Origin of the sequence: Gemmata algarum, assembly GCF_034097035.1 — a bacterium.
Classification (GTDB): Bacteria; Planctomycetota; Planctomycetia; order Gemmatales; family Gemmataceae; genus Gemmata; species Gemmata algarum.
In genome coordinates, this window is sequence record NZ_JAXBLV010000222.1 from 144,464 (window position 1) to 166,913 (window position 22,450).

17 protein-coding genes are annotated in these 22,450 nt (G+C 68.2%); 8 read left to right on the forward strand and 9 right to left on the reverse strand.

Annotation, left to right across the window (positions count from 1 at the left end; translation table 11 throughout):
* Positions 1-69: 69 nt before the first annotated feature.
* From R5W23_RS27255 to R5W23_RS27270, 4 genes are all read right to left on the reverse strand, one after another.
* The gene (locus tag R5W23_RS27255; protein ID WP_320689083.1) at positions 70-939 is read right to left on the reverse strand and encodes a DUF1559 family PulG-like putative transporter; all 870 of its coding nucleotides are present in this window, start codon (positions 937-939) and stop codon (positions 70-72) included.
* 246 nt (positions 940-1,185) lie between these two features.
* Entirely contained in the window at positions 1,186-2,409 is a 1,224-nt protein-coding gene (locus R5W23_RS27260; RefSeq protein ID WP_320689084.1) for a WD40 repeat domain-containing protein, read from the reverse strand.
* Between the two features lie 85 nt (positions 2,410-2,494).
* Positions 2,495-5,389: a sigma-70 family RNA polymerase sigma factor gene (locus R5W23_RS27265; protein ID WP_320689085.1), complete on the reverse strand. Its 2,895-nt coding sequence runs from the start codon at positions 5,387-5,389 to the stop codon at positions 2,495-2,497.
* A 235-nt stretch (positions 5,390-5,624) separates the two neighbouring features.
* Positions 5,625-6,398 carry a hypothetical protein gene (locus R5W23_RS27270; protein WP_320689086.1) on the reverse strand — a complete coding sequence of 258 codons (774 nt, stop codon included), beginning with the start codon at positions 6,396-6,398 and terminating at the stop codon, positions 5,625-5,627.
* 387 nt (positions 6,399-6,785) lie between these two features.
* On the opposite strand from R5W23_RS27270, the gene R5W23_RS27275 reads away from it, so the two are divergent.
* From R5W23_RS27275 to R5W23_RS27285, 3 genes are all read left to right on the forward strand, one after another.
* Positions 6,786-7,139 carry a hypothetical protein gene (locus R5W23_RS27275; RefSeq protein WP_320689087.1) on the forward strand — a complete coding sequence of 118 codons (354 nt, stop codon included), beginning with the start codon at positions 6,786-6,788 and terminating at the stop codon, positions 7,137-7,139.
* A gap of 118 nt (positions 7,140-7,257) precedes the next feature.
* Entirely contained in the window at positions 7,258-8,163 is a 906-nt protein-coding gene (locus R5W23_RS27280; protein ID WP_320689088.1) for a metallophosphoesterase, read from the forward strand.
* Positions 8,164-8,229: 66 nt separating this feature from the next.
* Positions 8,230-9,189, forward strand: a complete 960-nt coding sequence (locus tag R5W23_RS27285; protein ID WP_261186442.1) for an NAD-dependent epimerase/dehydratase family protein — start codon at positions 8,230-8,232, stop codon at positions 9,187-9,189.
* A gap of 66 nt (positions 9,190-9,255) precedes the next feature.
* On the opposite strand, the gene R5W23_RS27290 is transcribed toward R5W23_RS27285, so the two are convergent.
* From R5W23_RS27290 to R5W23_RS27305, 4 genes are all read right to left on the reverse strand, one after another.
* A complete protein-coding gene (locus tag R5W23_RS27290; RefSeq protein ID WP_320689089.1) occupies positions 9,256-11,067 on the reverse strand; it encodes an EF-hand domain-containing protein in 1,812 nt (603 codons plus the stop codon).
* Between the two features lie 95 nt (positions 11,068-11,162).
* Positions 11,163-12,482 carry a DUF1501 domain-containing protein gene (locus tag R5W23_RS27295; protein ID WP_320689090.1) on the reverse strand — a complete coding sequence of 440 codons (1,320 nt, stop codon included), beginning with the start codon at positions 12,480-12,482 and terminating at the stop codon, positions 11,163-11,165.
* An 87-nt stretch (positions 12,483-12,569) separates the two neighbouring features.
* Positions 12,570-14,213, reverse strand: a complete 1,644-nt coding sequence (locus tag R5W23_RS27300; protein WP_320689091.1) for a DUF1553 domain-containing protein — start codon at positions 14,211-14,213, stop codon at positions 12,570-12,572.
* A 220-nt stretch (positions 14,214-14,433) separates the two neighbouring features.
* Positions 14,434-14,901 (reverse strand): TIGR03067 domain-containing protein, encoded by a 468-nt coding sequence (locus tag R5W23_RS27305; protein ID WP_320689092.1) that lies wholly within the window; start codon positions 14,899-14,901, stop codon positions 14,434-14,436.
* A 318-nt stretch (positions 14,902-15,219) separates the two neighbouring features.
* Between R5W23_RS27305 and R5W23_RS27310 the strand changes: the two genes are divergently transcribed.
* The 4 genes from R5W23_RS27310 to msrB all read left to right on the forward strand — a co-directional run bounded on the left by R5W23_RS27310 (position 15,220) and on the right by msrB (position 19,831).
* Positions 15,220-17,781, forward strand: coding sequence for a tetratricopeptide repeat protein (locus R5W23_RS27310; RefSeq protein WP_320689093.1), 2,562 nt, complete (start codon positions 15,220-15,222; stop codon positions 17,779-17,781).
* 130 nt (positions 17,782-17,911) lie between these two features.
* Positions 17,912-18,859: a sugar phosphate isomerase/epimerase family protein gene (locus tag R5W23_RS27315; protein WP_320689094.1), complete on the forward strand. Its 948-nt coding sequence runs from the start codon at positions 17,912-17,914 to the stop codon at positions 18,857-18,859.
* 100 nt (positions 18,860-18,959) lie between these two features.
* Positions 18,960-19,253, forward strand: a complete 294-nt coding sequence (locus tag R5W23_RS27320; protein WP_320689095.1) for an FmdB family zinc ribbon protein — start codon at positions 18,960-18,962, stop codon at positions 19,251-19,253.
* A gap of 149 nt (positions 19,254-19,402) precedes the next feature.
* A complete protein-coding gene (gene msrB, locus R5W23_RS27325; RefSeq protein ID WP_407936170.1) occupies positions 19,403-19,831 on the forward strand; it encodes a peptide-methionine (R)-S-oxide reductase MsrB in 429 nt (142 codons plus the stop codon).
* A 120-nt stretch (positions 19,832-19,951) separates the two neighbouring features.
* Here the strand turns inward: msrB and R5W23_RS27330 are convergent, their stop codons facing one another.
* Complete coding sequence (locus R5W23_RS27330) at positions 19,952-20,101, reverse strand: hypothetical protein (protein ID WP_261186451.1); 150 nt, start codon at positions 20,099-20,101, stop codon at positions 19,952-19,954.
* Between the two features lie 375 nt (positions 20,102-20,476).
* Here R5W23_RS27330 and R5W23_RS27335 point away from each other — a divergent pair, with 375 nt between their 5' ends.
* Positions 20,477-22,450, forward strand: a complete 1,974-nt coding sequence (locus tag R5W23_RS27335) for a serine/threonine protein kinase (protein ID WP_320689097.1) — start codon at positions 20,477-20,479, stop codon at positions 22,448-22,450.

Below are 22,450 nucleotides of genomic sequence, written 5' to 3' on the forward strand. Positions count from 1 at the left end.
CTCCTAACGCCGGAACGGCGGCCCCGAGGTGTGACGTTGTGTGTGTGACTTTTGACGGTGCCGGCGACGCTACCAGTCGTTCCCAACCACCAGCCCGTCCTTCGGCCAGATGACCGCGAACCATGTGGTGCCGCTGATGGACGTTGAGACGGTGCGCACGCTCCCGTCGAACATGCCGACCAGGCAGCCCCCGGCGTCCATCGCCTGGACGTTCGACGGGTTGCAGTTGGCGACCGTGGGCACGGACTGGGGCGGGGCGGCGGGCGGGACCCAGTTGACCGGCGCGCCGCCGCTGATGTCGGGCGGAATGAAGTTCGGGGTCCAAGACTGGTTGACGATCGCGGGGTACCCCCACACCCGGTGGCTGCCGTTGCACAGCGCGTACTGCTCGCCGAACGCCACCGTGTTGGAGGTGCCGTCGGAAATCCGTTGCAGCGTCAGCCGCGGGTTCCAGGCGACGTACGGGTCGGTGAACACGGCCTCGTTGTACCCGTAGTTGCAGTGCGCCCAGTCGTTCCCGTTTTCGGTGAGGAAGTCCCCGGGGTTCGAGGGGTCGCGGGGCGACAGGTACGTTTTGATCTTCTTGCTCGACGCGGAGTTCGGGGCCGGCCCCCACAGGCCGTTCTGCTCGGCCAGTGTCAGCACCGAGCCCTGCTCGATGTATGGCAGCAGGAAGGTGTGAACGGAGGTGATGGTGCGCCCGCTGGTCCCGCCGATGTTGCCGTCCACGTCCGGCAGGTGGTTCACCGCGTCCTGGTAGCTGTGCAGCGCCAGCGAGATCTGCTTGAGGTTGTTCGCGCTCTGGATCCGGGCGGCGGCGGCCCGCACCTTCTGGACCGCCGGGAGGAGGAGACCGATGAGGATCGCGATGATGGCGATCACCACCAACAGCTCGATCAGCGTGAACCCACGCCGGGAACGGAAAAACGGCCGAGGCATGTCAACTCCGGGACACAGGGAAGAGCGGAGTGCAACTGGGCAGATCGCGACGTGTGGGCGCTTATCGGTGTTTGAATCATACGTCCGGCCCGGTTGGAAAACAATGAGAAGTCGCCCGTTTCGGCAGAGATGATTAGGTGTTGATGTGCGTCAGTTTGTTGTTTTGACGGCGCCGAGGTTGTTCGGCGCCGATCGGTGGCGGGGCTTGCGTCCGGTCGGGCCGCTCCGTCTTGCCGCGGCCCGGGCTTACGGCCGCGCGCCGGGGTCGGGGGCCGTCAGCCGGGCCAGTTCCTTGCCGGTACTCGGGTCCCAGAGCCGCACGGTCCCGTCGTCGGCTCCCGTAGCCAGCACCTTGCCGTCCGGCGAGAAGCACATTGGCCGCACTCGGGCCGTGTGCCCCTTGAGGGTGCGGAGCGGCTCCTCCAAGATGGCCTTGCGGGTCTCTCGAGCGCGCATCCGCACTTCGGCGCTGGGGCCGTCGGTCATCGCCTTGCGGAGTGCCGGTTCCGCCACCGAGCCGACTTCGCGCATCGCCTTTGAGGCCGCGATTCGCACCGGGTAGGAGTCGTCATCGAACTCCTTCAGCAGGCTCGCAATATGTGCCTGTTCGGCCGCGGTGGGGGCGCGGAAGGCGAGGTCCATGATTTGAATCTCCGAGCCGTTCCTGTGGAACGCCGCGACGCCGAGAGCCGGTGAGTAGGCGATGCCGCCCCCGAAGCCCTCGCAACGCAGCAACTCCCGGCCGGACGGAAGTTCTAGCAAGTGTTGCGTTGCCGAATTGTCGGCGAACAAGATGCGGTCCGGGGCGACGAAGGTGACTCCGTACCACCCGATTCCTCGGGCCTGCTTGATGGCCTCTTTCAGTTCAGTACCGGCGGCAACGTTCCAGCCGCGGGTCTCGTTCTGACCCTCGGAGATCAGCCATTTGCCGTCGGGCGAGAAGACCAGAGCGAAAATCTCGGCCGGGTGACCGCCCTTCAACTCCTTGACCACTTTCCCGGTCGCGAGGTCCCAGAACCGGACGGTGCCATCGCTGCCCGTGGCGAGCAGTTCCGTGCCGGGTACGTGCGCGCAGGCCCGCACGGGCTTCGGGTGTGGGCCGACCTCACCCAGCTCTTTTCCGGTGCGCGCGTCGAGCCGCAGCACCGTCGGTGTGCCGTGTGTCACCGCGATCGACTTGCCGTCCGGCGCGAACGAGACGGACCCGAACCCTTTGGGGCCGCCGCGCGCCCAGAGCTGTTTCCGGTTGGCCGCGTCCCAGGCCACCACGCCGCCCGCTCCCCCCGTCCCGCCGCCCGTCGCCGCGACGAGTACGGTTCCGTCCGGCGAGTAGGCGAGCGACCGCACCTGCGTTAACTGTGGCGGTGCGTCCGCCTTCTCCGCTTTCTCTGGCTGCGCCGGGGCGGTACCGGAGAAGGCGCCGAGACCGGTGAGTAGCCCGAACATCACACCGAGTCGTGCCACGTTCATTCCCATCTCTCCCAACTGAATTTTGGTGGGTTGTAAACATCGGGTGTGTTGCCCCGGCCACGACAACGGCCGGGCTCCCATCCGTTCATTTCAGGGCCACGGGTTTGAGCGCAGTGTCCAGGTCGTACACGGTAGCCGTGGTGTCCCAGTTTGCTACGGCCAGCCGTCGGCCGGTGCGGTCGAAGGCTACATGGCTGCCGCCCGTCGGAAGCGCGATCCGGCCGAGTTCTTTTCCGGACGCCGTCTCCCGCACACGCACAACGTAGTCCTTCTCGTACATCGTTACTTCAGCGAGTAACTTGCCGTCTGGGGAGAACGCGAGCCCGTCGGTTTCCGAGCCGAGAGAGGTGGCCTTCCATACCACTTTTTGGGTCGTGACATCCCATAGCGAGGTCCGATTCTCGCTGGCCGCGGTATACTGCGTGCGCCCGTCGGGCAGGTGCGTCTCGGAGCCGTCGCCGCGCGCGTTAGCCGCAAGTAATTTGCCGTTCGGCGACAGTGCCAGTGCGGTGACGCCGCCGTTGGGAGCGATCTCGAATTTCGCGCGCTCCTTGCCGGTCGATACGTCGAATATTTTCACGTTTTTTTGCCTTGGAAGTGCGAATGTCGAGCAGTCGGAGCTGATATCCGCGGGTACCCTGCCGAACATGAACCTCTGTTGCCACGGGTCATCGAGCTGAGCTTCGGTCAGGCCGTCGGGAACGGTGCGGTGCTCGGAGACGAGCTTGCCGTTGCGTGCGCTCCACACCCGCAGGTACATGTCGTCGCCCCAGGCAACGAGACGCCGGCCGTCGGGCGTGAACTGCACCCGGCGCGTCCCACCTAATCGACCATTACCGAGCAACCGGAACTGCTCGGCGCCGGTTTTCGCGTCCCAGATGCGCAGGTCGTTGAGGAGTGCTGAGCCCGCCACAAGCGCGCCGTCGGGCGAAACAGCGACGCCCCGCACCCAACTGTCGTGGATCAACTCCAGCTCGGGCTTGCCGGTGGTCGGGGACCACGAGCGGATGGTGTGGTCGTCGCTGGCGGAAAACAATCGACCGTCCGGCCCGAACGCCAACCCGGAGACGTGTCCCTCGTGGCCGGGCGAGGACGGGCCGATCGGCTTACCCGTTTTCACGTCCCACACCCACAGCCGGTAGTCGGTCACCGCCGCTAGCCGAGCACCGTCCGCCGACCAGCTCACATGTTTCGCCTCGGTCTGGCCGACCGGGAACCGGCCGACCTCTGTGCCCGTAATGGGATCCCACAGAACGACCGCCCGGCCCCTCGCTCTGTTTTTTGCCTGCTCGGCGCACACGACGGCGAGCGTCCGGCCGTCCGGGCTGAACGACCACTTCCAGGGCGGGCCGCCGAGATCGAGCGTCCGGACGCGCTGCCCGGTGGTCACGTCGAAGGCCGCCACCAACCCACCGTCGGTTACGGCGAGGAGCGTTTTGCCGTCCGGCGCGAACCCGGCGGTCTCGACCCCGGTTACACTTCGGCTCGCGAGCTTCCGGGGCTCCTCGCCGGACTCCCACTCCCATAAGTACAGGTCGTGCCGGCCGAACGCGATCCGCTTGCCGTCGCGTGACACGGCGAGGGTGCCGGCGTTGATGCGGTCCTTGTGCCGCATCAATTCCTCACCGGACTTGGTGTCGATCACCTGAACGTCGCCCTCTTGCTCGACCACCGCGCGCCGGCCGTCGGCGCTGAGGGCGACTTTCTGGCTGTTGCCCCCCAGCCGCGGGGGCAACGCGACGGTGTGTCGGACGGTTCGGCGCGGTGTGTCGATCAACCACAACACGCACTCACTGTCTTGATCCTTTCCCTTCGGCCAGTGCGTGCCGACGACGGCCAGCAGGTCACCGCTGGGGGTGGCCGCGGCGTCGTTGTAGAGGCCCTTCAGTTGAATCTCGTGTGTCGTTTTCCCATGCTCGATGTCCCAGAACCGGACGACCGCGCCTTCGCCCGCGGTGACCAGCGTTTTCCCGTCGTTGGCGAAGAACACCCGGGAGTGCCACCCCACTTGCCGGAACTCGGTGGTGCCGATCCGCACGCCCGCCGCCGGGATCTTCGGAGGCGGTTCAGGGGCCGGTGGGGCGGCCACGGGCGCAGCGGCGCTGGCGCTCCCGGTGGGGGATGTGGGTGGGCGGCCGGACAACATGCCGGCGGCCATCAACCCGGCGGCGGTGGCGCAGAGTGCGACAAGACGGATCATCTTCACGGTAGAAACCTCCGTTCGGGCGAGGGCGACGACCGACGGCGGCAGGCGCGGCCCCGTGCGGGCGCCTCGCGTCATGTCGGTGGCGAATGATGCCAGGGCGGTGCGCAGGTGCGGTGGAACGGTGGCCCCCGCGTCCGCGGTGAGGAGCGGGACCGCGAGGGCGGCAGCCAGTTCAATGCCGCGGCGGGTGAGCCGGGCGCGAAGAAGTCCACGTGCGCGGGCGACACGCGCCTTCACGGTGCGGGCGGTCCAGCCGAGTTGGGCCGCGGTTTCGTCCTGCGTGAGCCCCTGGAAGTAGCACAGCAGCACGACCGCGCGGAGGTCGTCGGGGAGCTGCGCGAGTTCCTCGTCGAGGGCGGCCCGGACCTCGCTCCAGCTCAGCCCGGCGTCCGGCGGCGGGGCAGGGGAGGGCGACATGAGCCGCGCGGGGTCGGGGGCGCGATCGGCCCGCGCCCGTGCTTTGCGCCCGATCCGCGTCGCGACGCCGTACAGCCAGCTCCCGACGGACGCGGCCTTGCGCACCCGGGCGGCCCGGCGCGCGAGCACCAGGAACGTGGCCTGGAACGCGTCCTCGGCGTCGGCCTCGGTGCGGGTGGCGCGCCGGCACACGGCCCAAACGGTCGGCCCGTGTCGCGCGAGCAACTCGGTGAACGCGCCCGGGTCGTGGTCCCGGGCGAACCGCTCCAGGAGCGCCCGGTCGGCGGTCGCACCGCCGGGAGCGGCGCGCGATGCGGCGGCGCGGTACAGCGCGGTTCCGGTCCGCGGGTCCAGCATGTCGGTCTCCTTGCCACGGCGGCACACTCAATTAGTGCCCGGTCCGCCCGCAAGGGACACCGTTTTTCTCAGCGACGGTTCGAGCCGAGATGAGCAAGGATGCGGTAATTGACAAACGGGTGATGATGTGTTCGGCGGCTCTGACGGTTCTCATGGGCACGCGCACGGCGCATCGCGGGCGGCCGGCGCGCCCGCGCTTCACAGAGTACGAGTCGTCCTCTGTGGAGCGCGAAGGTCAGGATCGGGTCGCTGCGCCGCTGGACGGTGCTTCGCCCTCGACCTTGTAAAAGAACTGCACCATCGCCGCGGTCGTGACGGCGCCGAACGTGTGCCACAGCCAGTGGCTGCCCATCGGAAACGTCCCCGCGCTCTCCTGGTCGTACAGCCGGAAGAACCACGCGAGCGCGAAGCTCGTCAGCCCCGCGACCACCCACCCGCCGTGCCGGAACCGGGTGCGCCACAGCACCAGGCCCACCGGGACTAGCACCACCACCGCCAGCGACGCGTACGACAGGTTGATGCTCAACTGCCGGTTCATCGGCCCGATCACCGCGAAGAAGAGCCGGTTGCACACGGCGTAAAAGATCAGGATCAGCACCAGCACCCAGGCGCGCCGCCGCCCGACGAACCGGTACGCCATGTACGCGGAGCCGGCCAGCCCCAGGAGCGAGATCGGCACCACGTCCAGCAGGAAGAACAGGGGGGACGCCCGGGTCCCGTGGAAGAGCGTCCCCCCGACGCCGCCCGCCAGCAGAATCGGCATGCAGCACACCAGAAACGGGAACTCCCGGTACCGCCCCCGGACCCGCCACAGCCAGGCCGCCGCGATCCAGATGAAGAAACTCGCGGTGACCGTGTTCCACGGCTCCGCGACGGGCGGCGCGTCCGGCCCGTACACGTTCGCGGGGGTCTCGACGTACAACGGCCCCCAGTCGGGCAGCCGGCCGTTCGTCAGCAGCGCCCAGTCGGGCTGGGTGACCGGTTCGTCGTCGGCTCCGGGCTGGGCCATAACGTGCCTTTGTGGGGAACGAACGTGTGGGCTGAGCCGATTGTACGGGGCGCCCGGAGCGGTGTCGCAACGCCGCGATTTGTAGGCTTTTGCGGAACTTCGGAAAGTTCGAGAGGAGTGCTTGACACGCTCCGAACCCGTTCCTAAGAAGCGCCTACCTTTGACCGCACCTGGAGGTGTGGGTACGGTCTGCGAGCCACAGACGGGCGGTCACGGTGCGAACCTGTGCGCACCGTGACCGCTCTAGCGACGAGACCGCTTACTCCGACGCGGGGCCACGCGCCCGCCCGCGAACGGGTTCGAGAATTGGATTCCGCGCCGGCGGACGCCGATAGCAGTGGGGCTATTCGGTCCAACGGCCATCACCCGTACACGAGGATTGACCGCATGGCAGCCAGTCTCCTTCTCTCCGCCGGGTTCGCCCCGGCGGACGACCTGTCGTGGCTCGACGAACTGCTCACGCCCGTTCTCGCCGCCGACGACGAAGACGATTTCGAGGACGATGACGACGAGGATGACGAGGACGACGACGACGACCTCGATGACCTCGACGACGACGACCTCGATGACCTCGACGACGACCTCGATGACCTCGACGACGAGGATTTCGACGACGACGAGGACTTCGACGACGACGACCTGGATGACGATGAGGACGACGAGGACGACGAGGACGATGAGGACCTCGACGGGGACGACGAAGACGAGAAGCCGCAGCCGAAGAAGGGGCCGAAGAAGTAAGGGCGGCACGCCCCGAACTTTTGCCCATCCGGTCTGAATCTTTGGCTCTGTTGCCGCCCTCTGCTTTTGCGCGCCCTAGAATCACGTGGGGCGCTAAAGACCAGAGGGCCGTTCGGTTATGCTAACGACAGGCGCCTGCCCGCCCGTGTGTGCCAGCCCGGCTACCGGAGGCTCAATCGGCGGCTTGGCCCGCCGGGCCGCACGAGCGGTGGGGCGTAACTGGGCGCGGCTCGGGTACGCCTACCACGTTGAACCGACTTGGCTGGCGGTGAACCGGGTCGAGCTCCCGGTCAAGGGCCTTCCTGCTGCCCTTTCTGGTCTTCGGATTGCCCACCTCAGCGATTTTCACTGCGGCAACCATATCCCAACCGGCTACCTGGAAGGCGTGATCGAACGTACCGCTCAGGAAGCCCCGGATCTGATCGCACTGACCGGCGATTTCATCGACCGCGGTCCAGAACACGCGGCTGGCGCGGCCCGATTGTTTCGTTCGCTTCAAGCGCCGCTCGGCGTTTTTGCCGTGCTCGGTAACCACGATTTCTCGGTTCACGTACCGCAGGGCAAGCGAAAGCACCCCGGGCTCGACCACGTTGTCGCCGACGCGCTCGGGGCGGAAGGGGTGACGGTGCTCCGGAACCGGTCCGTCGCGGTGAGTCTCGGGGGCGAAACGCTCACCGTGGCCGGCATCGACGATTTGTGGAGCGGCGAATCGGACGTGCCCGCCGCGCTCGGCGGTGCTTGCGAACAGTCCCTGCGGGTGTTGCTCGCGCACAACCCCGAGTCGGCGGCGCACCTCGGTTCACACCGGGCCGACCTGGTTCTGAGCGGGCACACGCACGGCGGCCAGATTAACTGGCCAGGGCTGGGGCGGCTGTTCTTGCACCGGAGCGCGCGCCGCTGGGCGGCCGGGCTGTACCCGGTCCCACACGGGCACCTGTACGTTAACACCGGCGTCGGCTTCGGCTGGCGGTTCCGGTTCGGGGTGCGCCCGGAGCTGGCGATTTTAACACTTCGGTCGGCGTAGACACCCGGCCGGCGGGGCGGGTACACTCCGCCCCTTCTCGTTTCAACACCGCGGAGCAACACGCTCATGGAAGAGCTGTCCCTCGTCACCGGCGGCGCCGGGTTCATTGGGTCGCATCTCGTCGAAGATCTTGTCCGCCGGGGCCGTCCCGTGCGCGTGCTGGACGACTTCAGCACCGGGCTCCGCGACAACCTGGCTCGTCTGAGCGGCGTGGAGGTGGTCGAGGGGAGCCTGACGGACGCGGCGGCGGTCGCGCGGGCGGTGAAAGGGGCCGGGGTGGTGTACCACCTCGGGGCGCTGGCGTCGGTGGCGCGGAGCGTGGAGGCCCCGGCGGTGACGCACGCGGCGTGCGCCACCGGGACGCTGAACCTGCTCGATGCCGCCCGCACGAGCGGGGTGCGCCGGGTGGTGTACGCGGCCAGTTCGAGCGCCTACGGCGGGCACTCGGCACCGGGCGGGCAGACCGAAGACCTGCCGCTGGTGGCGAAGTCGCCCTACGCGGCGGCGAAGCTCGCGGGCGAGCTGTACATGCAGGCGTTCGCGCACACCTACGGCATCGAGACGGTGCGGCTGCGGTTCTTCAACATCTTCGGCCCGCGGCAGCGCGCCGACAGCCCGTACAGCGGGGTCATCGCGCTCTTCGCCGCCGCCATGATCGCGGGCCGCGCCCCCAACATCCAGGGGGACGGGACACAGTCGCGCGACTTCACGTTCGTGGCCAACGCGGTGCAAGCGCTGACGCGAGCCGCCGACGCACCGGACGCGTCCGGGAACGTGTACAACGTGGGCACCGGGCGCAGTGTGACGCTGCTGGAACTGGTCGCGGCGCTGAACCGTATCCTCGGCACCGACCTGCGACCGACCTTCGGGCCGCCGCGGGCCGGGGACGTGAAGTACTCGCTCGCGGACATCCGGCGGACGCGCGCGGACCTCGGCTACGCGCCGGCGGTTTCGTTCGAGGAGGGGCTGCGCTGCACGGTGGAATCGCACCTTGCGCCCGCACCGGACGCTGTGGTTGTGCGGTAGTGAAACCGCGTGACTTCGCACGCGGCGGCCGGTTTCAGCGTCCCAAGGGCGGTCGGAGCCGGCACGCTACTTCTCTTTGCTCACCCGCGCCTGCTTGTCGAACGCTTCCGCCTCGTCGAGGCTGATGAGGTCGTCGCGGTCGGTGTCGATCGCGTCGAACTCGGCCCGCGTTCCGACGAACTCCCCGCGCGACACGTCGCCGTCGCCGTTGCGGTCCATCTTCCGGAACCACAGCGGCCCCTTCGTCGGCACGGCCATCTGCCCGACGCCGATGACGACCCCCGGCTGCACGCCGACGACGTACCGGCCGAACGAGCGCGTCAGGCGTAGCGACAGCGCCGGCTGGATGATGCTCCGGGTGAGGACCGTCGCGCCCGGCTCTTCCAGCACGACGAGCCGGTCCCACGCCGTTCGCAGCTCTCGCACGCTGAGCCGGCCGTCGCGGTTCTCGTCGAGCAGTTGGAACAGCGTCGGCGTTTGCACCGCGGGGGCCAAGTTGAGGCAGATGTCGCGGAAGCCGTCCTGAAGGTCGAAGTACGCGTCAAACTCGTCCCGGGTGAGTTTGCCGTCCTCGTTCCGGTCGGCCGCGTCGAACACCACCCGGATGAACTGGAACTGGACCGCGTTCGGCCCCTCCACGTCCTTCGCGTCGATGTGCTCCTTGCCGTTGGCGGCCTGAGCGAACAAATAGGCGTACTGGCTCTTCAGCGCGCTCGCGGCGGACGGCACCGCCGGGCTGAACGCCCACAGGTCGATCGGCTGCCGGCCGACATGGAGCACCAGCCGCGAGTTCTCCACCTGCTTGATTTTGAAGCCCCGTCGCGCGGCCTCCTTCTCGTCCGCCAGTTTCGCGGAGCAGCCGGCGGCCCTGGGGGCCAGCGACAGGGTGAGCTCGAGGTCCGGCGGGCCGGTGCGCCACACGTCCAACTCTTCGCCATCGAGCGCCCCGCTCCGGTCCGCGTCGAGCGCCGCGAAGGTGCGGTCGTCGAACCCGATCTCCGCCTGCGTCAGCTCGAAGTCGCCGTCCCGGTCGTGCTTCAGAATGAGCTGCTGGGTGACGGTCCCGGGGATCTTGCCGGGCGGGTACAAGACGACCGCTTGCGCGGTCGCGGGCTGCGGGTAGGGGCCGGTCGCCCGGGCCGTGGTCTGAGGCAGCGGTTGAAACCCCGAGCGGGGAGCCACGTTCGGCGTCAGCTCTTGCGCGCTCAGGCACTCGTCCTCGTCGGCGTCGTGGGTGGCGAGGAACTTTTCGACCCGCCGCACCTCGTCGCGGGTGAGCTGGCCGTTGCCGTCGGCGTCCAGGAGGGCAAAGACGGCTTCGGTGACGGCGACGTTTTGGGCGCTATCCGACTCGACGGGGAGCGTGCGGACCAGCCGCGCCGCCGACCGCGGGTAGGACGCGATGAACTCCTCGAACGACACCTGGGCGTCGCCGTCCCGGTCGAGCGCGTCGAGGGTCGGGGCGTTCCCGGCGGTGGGCTCGTACAGCCCGTTCTGAAGCAACTGGAGGAGCCCCTGGTCGGAGAACGCGAAGGTCACCTCCTTGGTGCTCAACGAGCCGTTGCCGTCGCGGTCGCAGAAGTCGAAGGCCTTTCGGAGGCGGTTGCGCCACAACTCGCCCAGCGACGCGCCCTCGTGCCGCACCGTCACCCGAATGCGGACCGGGCGTTTGTTCGCGAAGACCAACATTTCGTGCGTGTCGTCGAACGTCGGCGCGACGAACTTTGGCTTCGCGGGTCGCGGGGCCGGCGCTACCGTGAGGGCATCGGGTGCGTCGGGAGCGCCAGCCACGGCGCCGGCCAGCGCGACGAGCGCTGCGAGTGCCAGAAGACCTACCCCCCCGGCCCCCCTCCCTGAAGGGAAGGGGGAGTCAGGCAAGGAGCCACCGGAAACGGCCGCGGCGCGCGAATGCTCTTTCTCCCCCCCCTTACCTTCAGGGAGGGGGGCCGGGGGGGTAGGTCTCTTCGTGGCGGTCACGCGAGCACCTCCGTGACGGGCTTGGCGCCCTTGTCCACGATGCGGATCGGCCGGCCCACGTTCGACATGTTCTGCTTCTCGAAGTCGATCCCGACGGCCGAGCACACGGTCGCGAGGAGGTCCACGGTCGAGGTGACGCGCTCCTCCACCGTCGTGCCGTCCTTGCTGGTTTTCCCGACCGCCTGGCCGCCCTTGATGCCGCCGCCGGCCAGGACCGTGCTCCAGGCGTTCGGGTAGTGGTCCCGGCCCTTGCCGGGGTTGATGCGCGGGGTGCGGCCGAACTCGCCCATCCACACGATCGTGGTCGTCTCCAGCAGCCCGCGGTCCTTCAGGTCGTCCATGAGCGCGGCCCACGCGGCGTCGAGGGTGCCGCACAGCACCTTCACGAGGTCGAAGGTGTTCTGGTGGGTGTCCCAGTTGCCCAGCGACACTTCGACGAACGGCACGCCCTTTTCGACCAACCGGCGGGCCAGGAGGCACCCCTGGCCGAACAGGTTGCGCCCGTACTTGTCGCGGGTGGCGTCCTTTTCGTTGGACAGGTCGAACACCTTGCCGCCTTCGGACTGCATCAGCCGCACCGCGCGGTCGTAGGCGGCCGAGTGGCTCGTGACCATTGCGCCGGGCCGCTGGCCGGCGAACTCCTCCTGCATCTGGCGCAGCAGGTCCAGCCGGGCGCCCGCGGTGCCCTCTTCGACCTCCTTCGGGCGGTCGAGGTTGGCCACCTTCAGGGCGGCGTCGAGGGCGGACCCCTGCACGTTGTTGTTGAACTGGTTGTCGCCGACGATCAGGGGGGCGTGGACCGGCCCCAGGAACCCCGGGCCGAACGCCTCTTGTGCGAAGAACCGCTGCGGCGCGATGGCCACGAAGTTCGGCAGCTCCGCTTTCGGGTCGCCGAGCTCCTTCGACAGGAGCGACCCGATGCTCGGGTACTGGATGCCCGCGGACCCCGGGAGCTGGCCGGTCCGCATCAGGTACGTGCCGCGGGAGTGGTCGCCCTCCTTCGTGGACATCCCCCGCAGCACTGCGAGGCTCTTGCCGTGCTTGGCGAGCTTCGGCAGGTGTTCTCCGATCCGCACCCCCGGCGCGGCCTCGATCTCCTTGTACGGCCCGCCGTTCTCGTGGCCCGGCTTCAGGTCCCACAGGTCGATGGTCGCGGGGCCGCCGTTCATCCACAACAGGATGCACGAGCGCTTCGGCTTGGCCTTCGTTTCCTCGGCGGCCCGGGCCAGTCGGCCCATCCAGCCCGACACGGACACCGCGGTGCTCACCGCGCCGGCGCGCAACAAATGCCGGCGGTCCAGGTTCGTCAGGGACATGCGAGGTACCTCCGAGCGTGTGTTCGGTGTTGTGAATCGCGATCCAGGAACGTTGCGCCTGAGGCGCTCGCGCCGGGCCAAGACTTGTCAATGATTGAACAGGAACTCCGGGCTGTTCAGCAGCACCCAGAACACATCGGCGAGGGCCTGCTGCTTGTCGTTCTTCGCGCCCCCTCGTTCGACGTAGCTCGCGAACTTTTCGAGCTCGGCCGGCGTCGGGGGGCGGCTGAAAGCGGTGAGGAACAGGTTGCTCACCCGCTGCTCGGTGCTCCAACCGGGCCGGTCCGCGATCGCGGCGAGCAGCTCGCTCTTGGCGAGGTCGGTCTGGTCGCCGATGAACTTGCCGTTCATCAGCATGAGGGATTGGAGGATGGTGGTGTTGGTCTCGGTGGCGCGCTCGGAGCTGGCGAACTGGGCGAGGAACTCGCTGCGCGGGTTGTTGGGCTGGACGAACCCGTTGTTCTGCTGGGCGCGCAGGAACGCCGGCTCGCGGAACCCGGTGGCCGCCACCAGCGTGTCGAACAGTTGGGCCGGCGACAGGCCCTTCATGTTCATCCGCGCGAACCGGCGCGGGTCCGCCTGGCCCGGGTGCGACATCCGGCTCGTTAACTGGTACGCCTTCGAGCGGACGATGCCGCGGATCAGCACGCGGGTGTCGAAGCCGCAGCCGGCGAACGCCCGGCCCAGCTCCTTCAGCAGCTCGGGGTGGCTCGGCGGGTTGTTCTCGCCGGGCTCGTCCACGGGGTCGGTGAGGCCGATCCCGAAGAAGTGTGCCCACATCCGGTTCGCCATGTTCTTCGCGAAGTACGGGTTCTTCGCCGTCGCGAGCCAGTCGGCCAGCTCCTGGCGCGGGGTCTTGTCCGCCGACCACTCCGGGGCGGAGCCGTCGACGAACGCGGCGCTCACCGTGCGCTCCGTGCCCATAACACCGATCGTGTTGCGGTCCCCCTGCGGCGGCAGCGGGCCGACGAACCCGGGGCGCGGGCCGCCGAGCGGGTTCAGCTCGCCGAAGAACGCCGCGAACTGCCAGAACTGGTCCCGGGTGTACGGCGCGAACGGGTGGTCGTGGCACTGGGCGCACTCCAGCTTCATGCCCAGGAACAGGCGGCTCACGGCCGCACCCAGGGCCTCGGGCTTGCCCTCGTTGGCCGAGTAGAACCCGACGATCATGGCCGCCTCGGCGCTGCCGCTGGCCGGCTGCACGAACCGGAACCGCGGGTTCTGGTTGTTGACCGCGATCCCGACCGTGAGCAGCCGCCGCACCGTCTCGTCGGCCGGGGTGTTCTCGCGGTAGCGGTCGCGGAGCCAGACCTCGAACTGGTTGCCGAACTGCGCGAGCTGGAAGTTGGTCGCCGCCTGGGGGAGCCACTGCGCCCGCGCGACCGCGGCGAAGTGGTTCGCGTGCCCGGGCACCGTGAGCAGGTGGTCGACGAGTCGCGCGCGCTTGTCGGGCGCCGGGCTGTCCAGGAACTCTCGCGCCTCGGCGGCCTTCGGCGCGCGGCCGACGAGGTCCAGGTACACGCGGCGGACGAACTCCCCGTCGTCGGCGCGGTCGGCCGGGACGATGCCGCGGGCCTCCCAGTCCTTCGCGAGGTGGGCGTCGATCAGCGCGGCGATCGCGCCGGCGGCGTCGCGGGCGGGCCGGGGGGGCGGCGCCGGCTCGGCGGCGGAACCGGCTCGCGGGAGGCAGAGCGCGGCGACGAACACGGCGACGCGAAGGGGCGCGGGCATGGCTGCTCCTCGGTTCCGCGGGCGAAACGCGGTGACGTTCTGGAGAGGAAGACGGACTTTCGATCTGGAACTAACCGATCGGGCGAACGTCGTGTGGCCGTTCGTGACACGCGGCCGGGGTCGAGACTGGTTAGGATCAACCTCGTTCGGCCGTTGGTGCGGTCCCGAGTGTACCGCGCCGGTCCGCCGGCCACAACCGTCCCGGCCCGCGCGGTCGGCGTCACTTTTTCGGGTCGGCCGGGACGCGCTTCGGCACGCCTAGGATTGTGTCCTTGTCCTTGGGAATATCGAACGACGTGGGGCGGTTCTTGTCCGCGCCCTGGTACCAGCAAATGGTGAGCGTGTCCCCGTCGAGTTTGAAAATGCCCTCGTCAACGGTGTTGGCGCCCCGCGGCTGTTCGAGGCTCTTGAGGTCCAGGCACTTCGGATCAGAGGACGGATCGAGGGCGACGATTTCGGCCTTCTCGACCCCGTTGAGCAGCCACGTGCGCCCCTTGAACTCGACGATCAGTTCCGGGGTGCCTTCGGTGTGTTCGTACTCTTTGCCGGCGCGGGAGCCTTTGACCAGCTTCCATTTGCCCTGGAGTTTATCCACTTCTTTTTTTGCCGCTGCGGATAGCTCTTTTACCTCGGCTTTTGGCGGCTCGGCGGGGGCGAGCAGTACGACGGCGACGACGGTGACGAACATGGCGCGACCTCGACGTGCGCGGGGCGGACTTCCCCGTTCTGACGCCGGCCGCTTGCGGCCGTTTCATCGCATCGGTACGGTGGAGGCATGATGGTTCCAATCCTTGCCGTACTCGTCGCGCTCAGTGGGCCTACCACTTCCCCCGTCGCCGCCTCACGGAAGGGAAGGGCGGAGCGCTCAGGCTTCGCCCCCCGCGCGCCGGAAACGTGGACGGCGCGACCCGGTTCCTTCTCTCCACCTTCCTTCCGTGAGGCGCCGGGGGATGGGTTCCTCGTTTCGCAACCCAAAGCGGACTATCCCGCGCTGCGGCAACGCCTCTTGCGCGGCAACTACGCGGAAGCGCTGGCCGGTTACGATGATCTCGCCAGGAGCGAAAACCTGCCCCTCGCGTTCCTGGGGCAGTCGGCGTGCCACCGCGCTCAGGGCGAGTACGCCAAGGCCCGCGACGCGCTCGACGCCGGGTTGAAGGCGCACCCCGGTCACCCCGACCTCCTCGCCGCCCGCGCCGATTTGCTCTTCGCGCAAGGTCAATGGGACGCCGCCACCCGCGACGCCAACGACGCGCTCAAGAAGGACGGCGACCATTTCCTCGCACGCTGGGTCCGCGCCCGGCTCCTGCGCGACGGGGGTGACCTGCCCGGCGCCGACACCGAGATGCGATGGTTCGTAAAGGCGTACACCGACGCGGCCACGGCGGGGAAGGAGATCACTGACCCCGACAAGCTGCTCATCGTTGCGCAAGCCGGGATCGAGAACGCCACCACCCACGCGAAGCACGAGCAGTTCAAATTCATCCTCCGAGAGCTGCTGCGCGACGCCCTCAAGCCGGACGCCGACTTCTGGCCCGCGGAACATCTGAGCGGGCAGTTGTTGCTCAGCAAGCACAACCGGGCCGAGGCCGCGAACGCGTTCGACGCCGCCCTCAAGATCAACCCCAAGGCGGTCGAGGCGTTGGTGGGAAAGGGGGCGATCGCACTGGAGCGGATGGAGTACGCCGAGGCCGAGCGCCACGCCGGTCTGGCGCTGAAGGTGAACCCGTATCACCCCGCCGCGCTGCGGCTCAAGGCGGACGTGCGCCTCGCCGAGGCCGATCCCGCCGGCGCCGAACAGTTGCTCCGGACCGCGCGCGCGATCAACCCCCGCGACGCCGCCACGCTCGCCCGGTTCGCCGCCCTCAAACACTTGGCGGGTGACCGGCCCGCGGCCACGGGGTACGAGAAAGAGGTGGCCGCGTTCGATGCGAAGCCGGCGACGTTCTACCTGGAGCTCGGCACGATCTTGAGCGACGCGCGCCAGTTCCCGATCGCCGCCGAGTGTTTCGAGCGGGCCAGCGTCTTGCGGCCGGCGCTCCCCGGCCCGAAGGCCGGTTTGGGGTTGCTCCTCTACACACAAGGGCGCGAGCCGGAGGCGATGGCGGCGCTCAAAGCCGCGATGAAGGCCGACCCGTTCAACGTGCGCGTCGATAACGCGCTCAAGGTGCTCGAAGAGCTCGCCGGGTACGCGACGACGGAAACGAAACACTTCGTGATCCGGTTCGACCAGAAGAACGACCACGTGCTCGCGGCGTTCCTTGCGGACGTACTGGAATCGACCCACGCGGAACTGGCGAAGCAGTACGGGTTCGAGCCGCCCGAGAAGGTGCTGGTCGAGGTGTTCGCCCGGCGGCAGATCTTCAGCGGCCGGATCGCGATGCTCCCCGGCCTGCCCGGGGCGGTGCAGGGGGCGTGTACCGGCCCGCTCATCGCCCTCCCGTCCCCGCGCGCCGACGGCGGGGCGCGGGCCTACAACTGGGCCGTCGTGGTCCGGCACGAACTGACCCACGCCTTCAACCTCCTTCAAACCGAGCACCGCGCGCCGGTGTGGCTCACGGAGGGGCTGGCCGTACGCGCCGAGAACGCCAAACGCTTCGGCCAGGTGGCGCCGCTCCTGCGCGACCGGTTGGCCGCTGGCACCGTCTTCGATCTCGACACCATCTCCCGCGCGTACAAGCGGTTCAACCAGCCCGCGGACGTGATGCTCGCGTACTACCAGGGGCTGCTGTACGTCGAGTGGATCACGAAGTCCCACGGCGAACGGGGCGTCGCGAAACTGCTCGACGCCTTCAAGACCGGGGCCGGCACTGACGCCGCGCTCAAGACCGCGCTGGGCGTCGAGCGGCCCGCGTTCGAGGCCGGCTACCGCAAGTTCCTGGGCGAGGTTGTGCGCGAGACCGCCCCGCGGCGGCCGGACGCCCCGATGGCCTTTGCCGAACTCGAGGCGGCGCACAAGAAGGCGCCCGGCGACCCGGCTCTCGCGGCGCGGCTGGCCGGCGAGTACCTGCGCCGCGACCGCGCCAGCGATGCGAAAGCGCTCGTCGAGGCGGTCCGGGCGAAGGAGAAGGGGCACCCCGGCGCGGCCGTTGTGCTGGCACGCATTCTGAAACGTGCGAAGGACGATGCCGGCGCGCGGGCGGTGCTTGAAGACGCGGCCGGGGCGCACCCCGGGGACTCGCGCGTGCTGCTCGAACTCGGGAAACTCCACTTCGAGCAGAAGGACTACGACCGCGCCGCGGCCCGCTACGAGCAGGGGCGCACGGCCGCTCCGGGTGAGGCGGACTGGCTCGACCAGCTCGCGCGCGTGTACGAGGTCGCTAAAAAGCCCGACCAACTCGCCGCGGTGCTGGCGGAACAGACGGTCGTGAACCCGGACGACATTCAGTTGTGCTTACGCCTCGCGAAGCTCCACGCCAACGCCAACCGCCCGGCCGATGCGGAGCGGTTCGCCCTCCGGGCGCTGCACATCGATGTGCTCAACGCCGACGCGAAGCAGTTGCTGTACGCCGCGCTCGAATCGCAAAAGAAGATTCAAGAACTGGACGCACTCCGGAAGCGGTATCAGTAAAGGGCTCGGTTTTTCGGGGATGCGCGGGTTGCACTGCCCGGCCCAAACGGATTTCGGAGACGCCGGGCGGACACGGCGCCGCGGCGCATACAATCCCCTCGTCTCGCACCCTCTCTTCGGAGCGCTTCCCATGCGTTCGTTCTCGCGTCGCGACTTCCTCGCCGCTTCCGCCGCCGCCACCGGCGCCGCACTCCTGCCCCGGTTCGCCGCCGCCGCCGAGCCCGCCGACCTGTTCAAGATCTCGCTCGCGCAGTGGTCGCTGCACCGCGCGTTCCGCGCGAAGGGCGGCGACAAGCTCGACCCGCTCAAGTTCGCCGAGATCAGCGCGAAGCAGTACGGCATCACCGCGATCGAGTACGTCAACCAGTTCTACGCGGACAAGAAGAAGGACGGCGCGTACCTCACCGACCTCAAGAAGGTCGCGGACGACAACAAGGTGACCAGCGTCCTCATCATGTGCGACGGCGAGGGCAACCTGGGCAACCCGGACGAAAAGGGCCGCGCGCAGGCCGTCGAGAACCACAAGCGGTGGGCCGAGTGGGCCAAGTTCCTCGGGTGCCACAGCATCCGCGTCAACGCCGCCAGCGACTGGAAGAAGGGGTTCGCCGAGACCCAGAAGCTCGCGGCCGACGGGCTGCGCAAGCTGGCCGAGTTCACCGACACGCTGGGCATCAACACCATCGTGGAGAACCACGGCGGGCTGTCCAGCCACGGCGGGTGGCTGGCCGGGGTGATGAAGCTGGTGGACCACAAGCGGTGCGGCACCCTGCCCGACTTCGGCAACTTCAACATCGGCAAGATCGAGGGCGTGAAGGAGACCGCCTACGACCGGTACAAGGGCGTGGACGAACTGATGCCGTTCGCGAAGGGCGTGTCGGCCAAGTCGCACGACTTCGACGACAAGGGCAACGAGACCCACACCGACTACCGCAAGATGCTCGAGATCGTGCTGAAGAAGCACAAGTACAGCGGCTTCGTCGGGATCGAGTACGAGGGCGGCAAGCTGAGCGAGGCCGACGGCATCAAGGCCACCAAGAAGCTGCTCGAAACCGTTCGCGCCGAGCTGGCGAAGGGGTAGAATAGTTGTCACAGGTCGGCAGGTCCCAAGTCCCCAGTCAAGAAGGCCACGCCGTTCGGCTTGGGACTTGGGACCTGCCGACCTGTGACTCGGAGGACGTATGCCGCTGTACGTGTACGAGGTGGTGCTCGCCGACGGGACCGGGGGCGAGCGGTTCGAGGTGCTCCAGAAACTGGCCGACGCGGCCCTCACCGCGCACCCCGAAACGGGCGAGCCCGTGCGCCGGGTGTTCGCCGAGGCCAACACCCCCCGCGCCTGGACCGACGCTCACGGTAAGGCCGCCATGTCCGACAGCAACCTCGCCGCGAAGGGCTTCACCAAGTACGTGAAGACCGACAACGGCACCTACGAGCGGACGACGGGCACCGGGCCGAAAAAGATCCAGCGCAAGTAACCGACTGGTGCCCCGCGCATCCAACCGCTATGAAACCGCGGCTCAAATTGTTCGTCGGGCTGGGAGTAGTTGCCCTGATCGTTTGTGCCGCTCTGGCGTTCCGGCCCGGGGTTGCCCCCGTGCTGGTCCCGGAGCGTGAGGGGGTTCCGATGGGCGGCGAGAAGGTGGTGAAGACGGAAGCGGAGTGGCGGGCGCAACTCACCCCCGAGCAGTACCGGGTGACGCGCGAACACGGCACCGAACGCGCCTGCACCGGTGCGTATTGGAACACCAAGGACAACGGCATTTACGTCTGCGTGTGCTGCGACCAGCCGCTGTTCGACTCGCTCAGCAAGTTCGACTCGGGCACCGGCTGGCCCAGCTTCGCGGAACCGGTCGCCGACGAGCACGTCAGCACCCGGACTGACCGCAGCCACTTCATGGTGCGAACCGAGATCCTGTGCAGCCGGTGCGACGCGCACCTCGGGCACGTGTTCCCGGACGGGCCGCCCCCGCACGGCCTCCGGTACTGCCTGAACTCGGTGGCGCTCAAGCTGGTCCCGCGGCCCTCAGCCACTGGAAGCACGAACGCCAAGTGAGCGACCGGGTGCGAGGGGACCGCACCCAGTTGTTTTACGTTCCAAGAAGAATCGCCGGAGTCGCTCGGGTCTTTTGCCGAGCCGCTTTTCCCGTGGGAATTGAAACGACCGGACTTGAGGTCAATCGATCTCCCAGGGTTCGCGCGGGCGGTTCGCTTGGCGCGAGACCCGGGTCACCTCCAGTACGAACTGACCGAGTGCGTACACGACGAAGGCGACGCCGCCTCCGGCGACAACCCATTTGAATCGCTCGTCGAACTCCGCTCGCATCTTTTCTCGCGCGGCGACCGCCGCGGGCGCCTCGTGAACCCCGCACGCTGGCGTGCGTCAGGTGCCCCAGGCTCCCGTCGGGTCGCCCAGAACGCCGACACACAAGGCGCACGCGACCAACCCGTACCGTGTGATGCGGCTCATTCCCCGTCCTCCGTTCGGCCGTTCGGATGATAGCGGTTCACTCCAGACTAGCACGAGCGGGGCACCTATGAGTGCTGTCCGGGGCCTGTGACAGTCCGGCTTACGCGGCCCCTAAATCAAACGGTTCTAGGACCGCAATAGGACACGCCTGGGCAAAATGGGGCCGCGCAAATTTCCACGGAACTCGGTACAATACACTTCTCTACGCGCGGACGCCTGAGGGGTACTGTCATGCTGGTCGGTCAGCAGATCGGGCCGTTCGAGATCGAGAAAGAGCTCGGCAGTGGTGCGATGGGAACCGTCTACAAGGCGAAGTTCCACCGCAGCGAGGAGAAGATCGTCCCGGTTGCGCTCAAGGTGGTCGCCCTCGGCCTCCTCGGCAACGAGGGCGCGATGGCCCGCTTCGAGCGCGAGGCCAACATCCTCAAACAACTCAAACACCCCCACATCGTTCGCCTCATCGCGCACGGGAAGATCAACAAATCGAACCCGTACATCGCGATGGAGTTCATCGACGGGGAGGCCCTCGACCGCATCCTGTCGCGCCGCGGCAAGCTCGGGTGGGAAGAGGTCGTGGCCTACGGCAAGCAGCTCAGCGAGGCGCTCCAGTATGCCCACGACAAGGGCATCATCCACCGCGACCTGAAGCCGTCTAATCTGATGATCGCGCGGGACGGCACCCTAAAGCTCACCGACTTCGGGATCGCCAAGGACACCGACGTGACCGCCCTGACCGGCGCGAACAGCACGATCGGCACCGCCGCGTACATGTCCCCGGAGCAGTGCCGGGGCGACCGCAACCTCAGCAACAAGTCGGACCTGTACTCGCTCGGCATCGTGTTCTTCGAGCTGCTCACCGGGCGCAAGCCGTTCGTAGCCGAAACCACGGTCGAGATGTTCCTGAAGCACGTTAACGAGAAGTCGCCGCGGATCGGGAAGCTGGTGAACGAACTGCCGCCGAAGTTCGAGTCGCTCATCCTGCAACTGCTGGAGAAGGACAAGGAGAGCCGCCCGGTGGACGCGGCGTGGGTGGCGCGGATGCTGACGGAGATCGAGGAGGACGCGTACGCGCGCAAGAGCGCCGGGCTGTCGGTGGCGCAGGCACGCACCGCCGTGCCGCTGAACCAGTCCGGGGACCGGATGGACGCGACCGACAAGGCCGCAGCCCGCGCGCTCCGCGGTAAGCGCAAGAAGAAAAAGAAGGTTGTGCCGCTCCTCGAGCAGAAATGGGTGCATGGGGTGGGGTTGGGGCTGGTGCTGCTCGTCCTCGGGCTCGGCGCGTATGTGGCGCTGCGGCCACCGTCGCCGGAGAAGCTGTTCGCGGCGATCGAGAAGACGAGCGAGCCGGCGGAGCGGGCCGAGGCGGCCTCACGGTTCCTCGACGCGCACGGCGCAGAGGGCGGCGAACTGGCGGACCGGGCCGCGGCGGTCTTCCGCAGCGCCACCGTTCGCGACCGCGAGCGCCAACTGACGAACCGGAACGAGTCGCGTGCCCTCCGGAAGCCGGCCGACGGTGACGACCCAGAAGCGTTCGAGCAGGCCATGCTCGCCATCGACGCCGAGAAGGACGGTGACCTCCCGCGTGCCGAAGGGCTGTGGGGTAAGGTGAAGGCGCGGTTCCCGGACGAGGCGAAGCTCCCGTACACGGCCGACAAACAGGCGCTCGCCAAGGCCCGTTGGGGCTGGGTCGCGGACAAGCGGGTCGCGGACATCCGGGCCGCCGAGGGGGAGTTACGCAAGCTGCACGAGAAGCTCAAGAACAGCCAGCTCTACGACCAGCCGATGAGGTTCGACCCGGCCAGCCCGGAGTCGCTCGCCCTGCGGGCGCTGCGGCTCCAGCGCATCCCGGACCCGGAGAAGGCGGCGCGGACCACCGACGCCCTCGTGGCCATGACCGAGAAGGACGCCGAGGTCCGGGTCTGGTACCTTATCGGGTGCAAGCTGCGGCTCGGCCGACCGGCCCCGCCCCCGGACCCGGTGAAAGTCCGGGTCGACAACATCAACGCGTGGCTGGACGTGACCGAACGCACCGTCCGGCAGATCGCGTCCGATCCGGACAGCGCCGACCGCGCGGTCCACGAGCGCGTCGTGCGCACCCGGTGCCGCGAGATCACCGAGCTGTACGACGACGACACGCAGCAGCCGGTCAAGGACGCCGTTCAGCGCGCCACCCAGGTTGCGGAATCGATACCCAAACGGTCCTGA